Genomic DNA, 11,279 nt, shown 5'->3' with positions numbered 1-11,279 from the left:
ATATATCTTTTACTAAAGGAAAGTGATTTTTAACTGAAACACGTAATTGAGAATCATTATCAATGGTGGTAAACTATGATTAAGTTATATTCACACGATAAATTTAACGACATTTTTTAAGGAGGAGATACATGCATGCAACGTGAGAAATTAGAAGTTAAAGATTTAATTAACATCGGGCTCTTTACCGCAATATTCTTTGTGTTGATTACGCCTGTTGGTATTGCTGGGATAGTGCCAGTGATTATGTTTTTCTTACCTGCATTATTTGCGGTTATCGGCAGTGTACCTATTATGTTGTTGGTAGCTAAAACACAAAAGTTCGGTGCTTTAAGTATTAGTGGGATTGTAGTGAGCTTAGTATTGTTTGTTATGGGTCATCCAGGACTCGCATTAATTACTGGTATTCCATTACCGATTCTAGCTGATTTAATTATGAAGATCGGCAACTATCGTCATTGGTTATCATTAAGTATCGGTTATATTGTATTTTCATTTTGGTCACTCGGCAGTTTGCTTCCATTTTACTTCGCAAGACAATCCTTTTTCGATTATCTAGAACAAAAAAGAGGACATGAATATACTGCATTACTAGATAAACTATTCACGCTACAAACATTACCTATTATAATAGTGACTTGTATGGTCGGTGCGGTTATCGGAATTGTCATCGCAAGAATTCTATTTAAAAAACATTTTGTACGTGCAGGTATGGTGTCATGATCAAGACGCAAATTGATCCAAGAATAAAATTATTAAGTATGGTATTGATATCCTTTATCGCCTTAACAGGCACTACTACGGGTCATGCAGTTTATCCACGACTTGTTATTATTTTGATACCTACATTTTGTCTGCTTTACCTTCATAATTATAAAACTGGCTTATTATGCTTTTTTATTCTTTTTACTGGATGGTATATCGAAACATTTCAATTGAGAGAATATCATGCGGTTGTGTATAGTTTGATATTTATAATAGCCAATTTGCTTACACGTTTTTTACCCGCAGCTTTAATGGGGTTTGTCTTATTTAAAACAACGTCAGTTGAAATGTTCATTCGTGCATTAGAGAAAATGAAGTTTCCAAATGTGTTGACGATTCCTTTAGCGGTCATGTTTCGGTTTCTTCCAGTGGTCTATCAAGAATCGCAAAACATTAAACATGCGATGCGTATGCGGGGTATGACAACACTTCAAGCATTTCTGCATCCAATACGTTATACCGAAATGCGTGTTGTACCTTTGATTAATCGTGTGGTCAAAATCTCAAATGAATTGACTGCCGCTTCTTTAACAAGAGGTCTGTCTGTAGACGCTGCACGTACTTCACTCATTGTATTTAAAATGACCGCAATCGACAAAACTATCGCAGGATGCTTAATTTTACTCGTTATACTTTATTACGTTATATAAGAGGAGGCTCAAATGATTCAATTTAATAATGTAACTTTCAGCTATAGTGCGTCAGATAAAAATGCATTAAAGGATTTTAATTTAACCATTCGTCCTGGGGAAGTGGTCTGTTTAACAGGATTATCAGGATGCGGAAAATCAACAGTACTAAGATTAATCAATGGGCTGATTCCTCAATTTTTCTCAGGTGAAATTACAGGAGATATTATCATCGCAGGACAAAACACGAAGGACTATTCTTTCAAAGATTTAAGTCGCCAAATCGGCAGTATCTTTCAAAATCCTAGATCACAATTCTTTTGTACACATGTATTAAATGAGCTTGCCTTCGAATTAGAAAATTATTATACAGATTCAGAAGAAATTCAGTCACGTATCGATAAAGCAGTAGATCAATATCAAATTAATGATTTACTAGAAAGTAATGTCTTTGAATTGTCCGGCGGTCAACAACAGATGATTGCGTGTATCAGTATTGAAATCGCAGGACAATCACTTATTGTTATGGATGAACCTTCTTCAAATTTAGATTTCAAAGCCGTCCAAAAATTAGCGCGTATGATTCAATCTTGGAAACACCAAGGGAAGACGATTGTCATTGCGGAACATCGTCTGCATTATTTACTAGATTTGGCAGATCATTTTATCTTAATCGAATCAGGTCAGATTACCAAAGTGTGGCATCAAGAGGAGTTCCGTCAATTAGAACTTAAACAATTAAAAGCACATGGTTTACGAGCGACAGATTTAACACAACTACGACCCAAACAATCAGAACCTTCATCACACGATGTGGTGCCTATCCAAAACTGGCAATATCACTATCAGAAAAAAGAAACATTAGACTTAAATATTGATCGATTTGATTTACATAAAGGCGCAATAACAGCAATAGTCGGGCATAATGGGGCAGGGAAATCTACGTTTGCGAAAGCATTAATGGGTGCAATTAAGTTAAATAAAGACGCAGTCATTTTGAATGGCATGCATAAAATACGTCAAAAACAGTGGAAGCACGATGTATACCAAGTCTTTCAAAATGTTGAGTCTCAACTTTTCGGTGAAACAGTAGAGGAAGAAATCAGATTCAGTCATCGTAATATGTCAGATGCTGACTTACTACATGTATTAGACACGATTGATTTAAAACAACATCGAGACAAACATCCTTTATCACTCTCAAACGGAGAAATGCAGCGACTGGCAATTGCGAGTGCGAGGGAAAGTGGCAGACCTATTTTAGTATTTGATGAACCAACTAGTGGTTTAGATGGCAAACGTATGTCTGAATTTGCGACAGAATTACGACAATTAAAAGCACAAGGTTATACAATTTTAGTCATTACACATGACTATGAGTTGATTATAAACAGCGCAGATTATGTTGCGGAATTTCATCAAGGAAAGGTCAACCACTACTATCCACTTGATATGCATAATGTCAAAACACTTCAAAATTTCTTCGAACTATAAATATTTAATAATAACATAAACATAACAGTATCATTTTAATTACTTTAAAAAACACAAAATATAATGATGACATTGATTTAAGGGTGTGCTATACTCCCTTTATACATTGCTAATGAGAATGATTATCATTATTGGTGTAAAAAATTAATGATTAGGAGCGTTATCAACGTGAGAAACAACAAAGAGAGAACAGTTATGAACCAAGCCAACCAGAAAGCGTACCAATATTCAATTCGTAAATTTACTGTCGGAGCAGCTTCGATTGCTGTAGGTGCAGTGATCTTCTTAGGAGGAGGGCAAGCACAAGCAGCTGAACAAGAAGCGCCCGTATCAAATGCAGCAGCACCAACTACTGTAACGGATAGCGACACTTCGACGACACCAAACGCAACACCTGTTTCAGCGCCAAAAACAGTTGAGTCAAAAGAGAAAGAAGCACCACAAACAGAAAAAGCAACACCATCAAATCAAGTCTCAGTACAAGAAGCAATAAAAAATCCATCTTTACAAGATCCTCACGCAAACGAAGAGCGTTATCCGGTAGAGTTTAAAGTTGTTAAACCAAATACTGACCAAGAAGCGTTCTTCCATGCATCAAATATCAAACAACCTGCTCAATTCATAAAAGGTGATAAAGCATCAACTGTTGAATTAACATTAGACATTCCAACAATTTGGGATAGGTTTGATGTTTATCAAGAGAATCATAAATTAAATACACAAGTCACTGCCTACGATGAAAAGGCAGGAACAGCAAAATTACAATTCGCAGTGCCAAATAATACACAAAGTGTCATTGTGAAGTCGTCAACAAAATCATCATCAAGATTGGTTACTAGCCAAGAATTTGGAGATGTTGAACTTAAATTCAACCAACCTATCAACGCAAGTGATTCTAAGCCATTAACACAAGATGAGTATAAGAAAAAGAAAGAAACAGAAGCATTCGATAATGCGATTACGTTAGAAGATAAGATTTATCAACTTAAAAAATTGATGGCGAAAGATAAAGTACCTTCAGAAAATGATAAAGAAATGCTTGCTGACTATGAAGAACAATTAAAAGAACAGTTAGAAGCAGCGAAAAAAGAATTTAAAAATGCGCCACTGTCAGATTTCAAAATTACAAATCCAGAAAATCACAATTTTGAAGTGCTGCATAGTAAGAAAAATGAACCTTCACATATGGACTTTGAAGTAGTTAAACCTATGCAAGTCTTCCAACAAAACGGCAAACACTATGTGGCGATGACAATTAAGTCGGAAAGCATGTGGGATGACTTTATGGTTGATACTAAGGAAGGTTACGAGCGTGTGAAAACGATCGCACGTGATACGAACAAGAATGAAAGAACAGTCGTCTTCCCATACCAAGTTGGTATTGATCACTATGATGCGATTGTGAAAGTCAGCTTACCTAAAATCAACTACGAAGGTGCTTACCACGTCAGAATTAAAGACCTTGACCAAAATAAACCGCCGACTGCGCAATCTAATCAACAGTCAGATGCAGCAGCACCGAAAGTGACACCTAAGCCACAAGTAGAGAAGTCAGCACCAAAACCACAAGTTGAACAACTATCTAATCACACTACGCCAAAAGTAGAAACTTTGAATGCTGCACCTGTTTCAAAAGAAATCGGCTTTATGGTTAAAAAAGATGGTGAAGATCAAAAATCAGTCATGGATGATTATATGGACCATCCAGCAAAAGTGGTTAAGGAAAATGGCAAAACATTTGTCCAGTTTACAATTAAAAATCCAGATTGGTGGCAATCATTTGAACTCTTTGATGGTGCACAACAACTTAAACAACACGAAGTTTCAAAATCAGCTGATCAAAAAGTCATTAACTTTGAAGTAAAACCAGGTACGAAGATGTTAACAAGTAAGGTGCATATTGTAGTTCCAGGCATCAATTACAACAATAAATATACGACACAAATTGCGTTTGATGAAGCGGTTGCTGATTTAAAAGCCCCTGAATCAAAACCTCAAGTTAAGCCGATACCTAAGCCACAAGAAAAAGCTGAAGATAAAGCTACTGATAAAGTTGTAGATAAAACAGCTGAAAAAGAAAAAGTACAACCAAAAGTTATCACACCAGAAAAAGATACTAAGCAAGTCGATAAATCTACTGATAAAGCATCGGTAGAGTCTAATGTGAAACCAGAAATAAAAGTAGAACCGATGTCAGTTCAAAAAACAGAACCAAAAGTATCTGAAGATGTGACAGAAGTACAAGATGCGACAGCAATTCAACCATCTATGAAAGCTATGCCATCATCTGTACAGCCGCTTGGTTCAGTTAAAGCCAAAGCAGCGAAGTCTGAAACTGTAAAATCAGTTAAAGGAAACAAATCAACACCTGCTAAGGCAAAAGCATTGCCGAAAACTGGTACAGAAGAATCAGCGACAACATTTGGTATTTTATCTGTATTTTTAGGTGGTATCGCACTGTTTTGGAATAGACATGTGAAATCAAAGAAAAACAGTCTGTAATGTATTCCTGAGAAACCAAGAATATGAGGTTGTGGGTCTCTCACAACCTCTCATCATATAGAAAGAAGGATGATTCATATGACAACAACAATCAAGAAAGTTATCGCGATGAGTGCTGTATTAATTGTATTAACTTGGGCCATTTTTTCCATTGTAGCTTCAGCTGCTGAAAAAGATCTGAATTACGATATTTTAAAACATAAGACACAAGACGTGTCGATGGCAAATGATTATTTCAATAAACCCGCTAAGCTCATTGATAAAAACGGTAAACAATATGTACAGTTCACAGTCAACCATAGCCACTGGATTGTTAACTTTACATTTAACGGCCAAAAAGAAAATATTGTACATGAAGATAAAGCTAAAGATGAGCGTACTTCAGAATTTTTAATCGATAAAACATCGGGCGAAATTCCAGGCACAATTAAAGTGTATATCGATGAAGAAGTTAACGGTAAACCTTTTAAATATGATCATAACTACAACATCACGTATTTATTAAAAGGGGATAAACAAGGTGATAGTGCTGTAGCTGCATCACATGCGGATGATTCAAAAGGTGAAAGTGCCGGTTCAACTGAAAAAGCTGCATCATCAGATGTAACACCGACAAATCCACAAACAGCTGCTGGTGAATCTAAATGGCTTTATATCACTTTAATGGGTGCTTCAGCTTTATTACTTCTATCTTTTGTCGTCTATAAACGTAAACAAGGACAACATTAAGATGAATGTACCTCACAAATGTTTAGCTGCAGTACTATGTGGCAGCTTACTTTGTTCATTTACCATTGATGAATCAAAAGCTGAAGTCAATCATGAAACGTTGTCACAACAAGCAATTAAAGAGATACCTTTTAAAGTCTATAAAGAAAACAGTCAGGATGTGTCAGTCATGAATGATTATATGGCACATCCAGCAACTATCAGAACTGAAAACAACAAAGTTTATTTACAGTTTAAATTACTACATCCAGAGTGGTGGAAAGCCTTTGAATTATATGAAGGTGATAAACAATGTGATGTACGGACAGTCAGTGAAACAAAAGAGGCACGTATAGTAGAAGTTGAAGTCACACCAGAGACGCAATCATTCACTTCAAAAGTACATATTATCGTCCCTGATATTCATTACGACCATCACTATACAACCAAAATTGATTTAGAAGCACAGTTGCCAAAAGAGGAGACACCTAAAGTACAACCGACACCAAAACCAAGTCCATCACCGAAACAAGAAATTAAACCGAAAAAAGATATTCAACCTAAATCAGATACACAACCAACAGAAAAACGCACACCTGAAAAAGTAAATCCTAAGAAATCCAATAGTCATGTATCAGAAATGCAGAATCTGAATTTCAAAGTATTGAAACATTAAACAAATCAACGTTCAGTGATGGATCAATATATGGTGCATCCAGCCAAAGTCATCTATCAGAATCAACAAGCAACCGTTCAAATGACGTTAAATAATGCTGCATGGTGGAAGTCTTTCGAAATCTTTAAGGGCGAAACACGTATTCCAGTAAAAGTGGTAAGTGAAGATTCACAACAAGATCAACGTGTCATTGAATTTAATATGCCAAAAGATCAGAAAATGTTGATCTCAAGAGTACATATTGTTGTTCCGCATTTAAACTATGATCATCACTATACAACTGAAATAGTGTTTGATGAAGCAGCTGTAGAGACAGAAAAATCACATCAACAAACAGAAAAAGATAACACATCTATTTCCAAAGATGATGACAATTTAAGACCGATGAACAAAGAAACAAAAGCAACTGAAACAAAAGAAACAAATTCAGTGATAGATACTCAACCAGAAATTAAGTCTGAAATAGTGAATAATGCACAATCAGCAAACCATCAAGCATTTAACCAGACACAATCGGTAAAAGAAACACCGTTTATTACGTCATCACAACCAATAAGACCTATACAATCAAGTGATGTTAAAACAACACAGACCGCCAAATCAATGGAAGAACCGCCATTGCCTGAAATATTCCCTGATTTTAATCGACATGCGGATGATAGTGAACCTATTAAATTCACAAAGACACATTCAGATGTCGGTAAATATTTAAAGAGAATGAATCAAATCTATTTAGGGGCAGTGATTATTTTGGCGAGTGCTTTGTTAGTGGTCTCTACACTTTACGTCAGAAAGGGTGAAGGTAAAGGTCATGAGAAAAAACATTAAACGATGGTGTTTTGTACTTTTAAGCTTGATTGTTTTGTTGACTGGTTGCCAAGCACAAGAAGATAAAAATAATCAAACATCTTCGCAAGATTTTCGTATTGTACCGACAACAGTAGCTTTGACACAAACGTTAGACGCTTTGAATTTAGATATTGCTGGCAAGCCGGATTCTTATAAAACATTACCAAAACGATATGATAATGTGCCGAAAGTCGGTCAACCGATGACACCGGATATGGAGAAGGTACAAGCTGTTCATCCGACGCATATTTTAGGTATTTCTACTATTGAAGATGAAACAAAACCAAAATTTAAAATGATTAAAGCTAAAGCAATTTTCTATGACTATGACAGTCTTAAAGGAATGAAGACATCCATTACACAAATGGGTAAGGAATTTAATCGTGAAGCAGAAGCATTGAAGTTAAACCAAAAATTAACCCGTGCTGAAGAACAAGTCAGACAAAAAGCAGCGAAACAAAAGCACCCTAAAGTGTTGATTTTAATGGGAGTGCCAGGTAGTTATTTAGTCGCAACGAACCGCTCTTATATCGGCAACTTAGTTGAAATTGCGGGCGGTGAAAATGTGATTAAAGAAGAATCTAAACAATATTTAGCATCTAATACAGAATATCTGTATGACGTTGATCCAGATATTATTTTGCGTCTGCCTCATGGCATGCCGGAAGAAGTTAAAAAGATGTTCGATAAGGAATTTAAAGAAAATGACATTTGGAAACATTTTAAAGCAGTCAAGACAGGGCGTGTCTATGATTTAGAAGAACAACCTTTCGGCATTACAGCTAATATCGATGCAGACCAAGCAATGCAGGAACTGTATGATACCTTTTACAACAAGAAATGAGGTGCAGCATGAAATATAAATTTAGTTATGTCTTTAGCTGTACTTTGATTCTATTTGTGGTGGTGGTCTTATTTGCGTTATTTAACGGTAAATTAGGCATAAGTTCAGCTCAGTTTTGGCATAAAATTACGACAGGTCATGATAACCAGGTCGATGCGATTATAGACTTACGTTTACCACGTATCATTGTCGCGATTTGTGCAGGTGCTGCGTTATCAGTAGCGGGTGCTTATCTTCAAGCAGTACTGAAAAATCCGCTTGCTGATGCCAGTATTATTGGGGTAAGTTCAGGTGCATTAGTAGCTAAGGCGCTCGTCATGACGTTCATTCCAACTTTATTCTTTTATATGCCTGTGATTAGTTTTATAGGTGGTTTATTACCATTCATTCTGTTGTTTTATTTACAACATCGTTATCAGCTGAATCCGATGCGTATGCTGCTTGTCGGGGTATCAATGTATGCGATGTTAAATGGCGTATTGGAATATTTAACAGCTAATCCAGCTGTGAGATTATCTGCAGGGTTGTCTTTAAAAGTGTGGAAAGATGCGGCGCAAATTTCAGTGACAACTAGTATAGGACTGATATTAGCTATGACTGTTATTTTACAAGCGAATATGTTGGGGTTTGATGATCGACAAGCACATAACTTAGGCTTTCCTATTCAACGTTACCGTATGTTAATAGGATTAATTGCGGTCTTTTTAGCGAGCAGTGCCGTGGCTGTAGCGGGTGCAATGGCGTTTGTAGGTTTGATTGTACCGCATATTGCACGTCGATTAGTCGGCAGTGATTATAGGAAGGTAGTACTTTGCTGTGTGTTGTTTGGTGCGATAGCCGTGCTGTTAGCGGATACACTTGGCAGATTGATGTCACGACAATTTGAGGTACCTGCCCATATTATTACGGTGATTATCGGCGGACCTTATCTTATCTATTTAATCTGTAAAGGAGCGTACCGAAATGAATATCGACAAAGTTGATTTTAAATATGGTCAAAGACAACTCTTTAATCAATTGAATCTAACATTTAAACGTCATGCGGTGACTTCTATTATCGGACCGAATGGATCAGGCAAGAGTACTTTGCTTCAAATGCTCGCAGGTTATCTTCAACCTCAAGCAGGTTGTGTTTACATAGAAGGCAATAACCTGAATACATTAGGTAAGAAGCAACTTGCACAAATGTTATCAGCAGTCCATCAAAATAGCACAGTCCCTGAAGATTTTACCGTAAAAACATTGCTGCGCTATGGGCGGTATAGTCGTCATCATTGGTTGAAGAAAGATGAAAGAGGAGAAGCGGTCATTGAACGTGTACTTGAACAATTCAACTTAGTCAAGTATGCAGATCATCCGATTGGTGCTTTGTCAGGTGGCGAAAAACAACGTGTTTTTATCGCAATGGCATTAGTCCAAGAACCGCAATATTTATTACTCGATGAACCTACCACATTTTTAGATTTACATTATCAATATCAAGTCCTTGAAATGATTAAACAGTTAAATGAAATGCATCACTTAACCATCATTATGGTGCTTCATGATATCAATCAAGCGCTCACTTATAGTGATGAATTGATTTGTGTCGCAAATGGTGAAATCGCAGCACAAGGTAAGCCGCAAACTATCGTGACACCTGAATTATTAAAAAAGATTTACCAAATCGACGCAAAGATTATTCATGATAAAGATTGCGGCATATTGATTGGTAAATGTCACGGTGGGTGATAATGATGAAGAAAGTACTGCGTGTCATTCAATTTGGGTTAATATTAGTTATTATTGCGGCTGTTTATCTTATCTTTCAACATCGTTTAGATAATGAAGCGGAAGAAAAACAATATGAAGTTTTACAAACGGACTTTAAAAAGAAAGGGGTTCGTCCTCAATTTGAAGCCTTAGCAGAGATCAACTCTGACATTCATGGATGGATTCGCTTAGAAGGTACGAGTTTGAATTACCCCGTTTTACAGTCACGAAATAATCAAGATTATTTAGAACATAACTTTAAGAAACAAAAAACAAAAAAGGGCAGTATCTTTGTAGATTATCGTAATAACTTACAAGATTTATCTCAAAATACGGTGCTTTATGGGCATAGTGTCGGTGATCAAACTATGTTTGATGAACTACATCAATATTTGAATCAAACATTTTATGATGACCATCAAACGATAGAATTTGATACAAAGTATCATCAGTATGCCTTAAAAATATTCAGCGCATATTCGACTCATGCGCACGATAACTATATACAGACAAGTTTTAACAATGAACATGAATATGAACAGTTTTTAAAAACAACAAAAAAGAAATCAAAAATCAAAACAGATATTTCAGTCAATCCACAAGACAAGATTATGACGTTATCTACGTGTGAAGATGCTTTTTCACGTTCTGATAAACGTGTCGTTGTTGTTGGAAAATTGATTGAAAACAGATAAAGGAGTGTATGTGCTATGTTTATGGCAGAAAATAAATTGAAATTAGATAAAGGTTCAGCAGAAGGCATTGTAGAACGTTTTTATAAACGACAAGGTATTGAAACAATTGAAGGATTTAAAGAAATGTTTGTCACAACGACAAATAATTTAAAAGAATATGATGAAGTGAAAATTTTAACGATTTGGGATGCGGAAACATGTTTCAAAAATTGGTTGAGTTCAGATGTCTTCAAGAATGCACATAAAAATGTACGTCATCAATCTCAAGACCAAACGAGTCCGATTCAAGATAATGAAGTACTGACGTATACAATTGGTTATTACTATTTAAATGAACAAGAGGGGAAATAGAAAGAAGTTTTTCT

The 11,279-nt window shown here is 35.9% G+C and carries 11 protein-coding genes and 1 pseudogene; all 12 read left to right on the top strand.

The window, feature by feature from the left end:
• Positions 1–135 precede the first annotated feature (135 nt).
• Positions 136–723, top strand: a complete 588-nt coding sequence (locus BU038_RS06600; protein ID WP_107605355.1) for an MptD family putative ECF transporter S component — start codon at positions 136–138, stop codon at positions 721–723.
• Positions 720–1,415: an energy-coupling factor transporter transmembrane component T gene (locus BU038_RS06595; protein WP_107605354.1), complete on the top strand. Its 696-nt coding sequence runs from the start codon at positions 720–722 to the stop codon at positions 1,413–1,415. The genes BU038_RS06600 and BU038_RS06595 overlap by 4 nt, the downstream gene beginning before the upstream one ends.
• Positions 1,416–1,427: 12 nt before the next feature.
• Positions 1,428–2,888, top strand: a complete 1,461-nt coding sequence (locus tag BU038_RS06590) for an ABC transporter ATP-binding protein (RefSeq protein ID WP_107605353.1) — start codon at positions 1,428–1,430, stop codon at positions 2,886–2,888.
• 168 nt (positions 2,889–3,056) lie between these two features.
• Positions 3,057–5,390 carry an NEAT domain-containing protein gene (locus BU038_RS06585; RefSeq protein ID WP_158262792.1) on the top strand — a complete coding sequence of 778 codons (2,334 nt, stop codon included), beginning with the start codon at positions 3,057–3,059 and terminating at the stop codon, positions 5,388–5,390.
• A gap of 78 nt (positions 5,391–5,468) precedes the next feature.
• A complete protein-coding gene (gene isdC, locus BU038_RS06580; RefSeq protein WP_241963157.1) occupies positions 5,469–6,119 on the top strand; it encodes a heme uptake protein IsdC in 651 nt (216 codons plus the stop codon).
• Between the two features lies 1 nt (position 6,120).
• Complete coding sequence (locus tag BU038_RS06575) at positions 6,121–6,774, top strand: NEAT domain-containing protein (RefSeq protein ID WP_107605351.1); 654 nt, start codon at positions 6,121–6,123, stop codon at positions 6,772–6,774.
• A gap of 12 nt (positions 6,775–6,786) precedes the next feature.
• Positions 6,787–7,602, top strand: a pseudogene (locus tag BU038_RS06570) (NEAT domain-containing protein); the annotation flags it as partial.
• Positions 7,586–8,467, top strand: coding sequence for a heme ABC transporter substrate-binding protein IsdE (isdE, locus tag BU038_RS06565; RefSeq protein ID WP_107605349.1), 882 nt, complete (start codon positions 7,586–7,588; stop codon positions 8,465–8,467). The pseudogene BU038_RS06570 and the gene isdE, both read left to right, overlap by 17 nt.
• Before the next feature lie 8 nt (positions 8,468–8,475).
• On the top strand, positions 8,476–9,450 hold the full coding sequence (locus tag BU038_RS06560) for a FecCD family ABC transporter permease (RefSeq protein ID WP_107605348.1): 975 nt from the start codon (positions 8,476–8,478) through the stop codon (positions 9,448–9,450).
• Positions 9,431–10,198 carry an ABC transporter ATP-binding protein gene (locus BU038_RS06555; protein ID WP_107605347.1) on the top strand — a complete coding sequence of 256 codons (768 nt, stop codon included), beginning with the start codon at positions 9,431–9,433 and terminating at the stop codon, positions 10,196–10,198. The genes BU038_RS06560 and BU038_RS06555 overlap by 20 nt, the downstream gene beginning before the upstream one ends.
• A gap of 5 nt (positions 10,199–10,203) precedes the next feature.
• A complete protein-coding gene (srtB, locus tag BU038_RS06550) occupies positions 10,204–10,914 on the top strand; it encodes a class B sortase (protein WP_425385745.1) in 711 nt (236 codons plus the stop codon).
• A 15-nt stretch (positions 10,915–10,929) separates the two neighbouring features.
• A complete protein-coding gene (locus BU038_RS06545) occupies positions 10,930–11,265 on the top strand; it encodes an antibiotic biosynthesis monooxygenase (protein ID WP_107605345.1) in 336 nt (111 codons plus the stop codon).
• Positions 11,266–11,279: the final 14 nt, after the last annotated feature.

Origin of the sequence: Staphylococcus simulans, assembly GCF_003043455.1 — a bacterium.
In the GTDB taxonomy this organism is placed as follows: Bacteria; Bacillota; Bacilli; order Staphylococcales; family Staphylococcaceae; genus Staphylococcus; species Staphylococcus simulans_A.
This window is presented reverse-complemented; position numbering and strand designations above follow the sequence as displayed.

Coding starts and splice junctions, on each gene's coding strand:
- BU038_RS06600 (WP_107605355.1), top strand. CDS start 136: ATGCAACGTGAGAAATTAGAAGTTAAAGATTTAATTAACATCGGGCTC.
- BU038_RS06595 (WP_107605354.1), top strand. CDS start 720: ATGATCAAGACGCAAATTGATCCAAGAATAAAATTATTAAGTATGGTA.
- BU038_RS06590 (WP_107605353.1), top strand. CDS start 1,428: ATGATTCAATTTAATAATGTAACTTTCAGCTATAGTGCGTCAGATAAA.
- isdC (WP_241963157.1), top strand. CDS start 5,469: ATGACAACAACAATCAAGAAAGTTATCGCGATGAGTGCTGTATTAATT.
- BU038_RS06575 (WP_107605351.1), top strand. CDS start 6,121: ATGAATGTACCTCACAAATGTTTAGCTGCAGTACTATGTGGCAGCTTA.
- isdE (WP_107605349.1), top strand. CDS start 7,586: ATGAGAAAAAACATTAAACGATGGTGTTTTGTACTTTTAAGCTTGATT.
- BU038_RS06560 (WP_107605348.1), top strand. CDS start 8,476: ATGAAATATAAATTTAGTTATGTCTTTAGCTGTACTTTGATTCTATTT.
- BU038_RS06555 (WP_107605347.1), top strand. CDS start 9,431: ATGAATATCGACAAAGTTGATTTTAAATATGGTCAAAGACAACTCTTT.
- srtB (WP_425385745.1), top strand. CDS start 10,204: ATGAAGAAAGTACTGCGTGTCATTCAATTTGGGTTAATATTAGTTATT.
- BU038_RS06545 (WP_107605345.1), top strand. CDS start 10,930: ATGTTTATGGCAGAAAATAAATTGAAATTAGATAAAGGTTCAGCAGAA.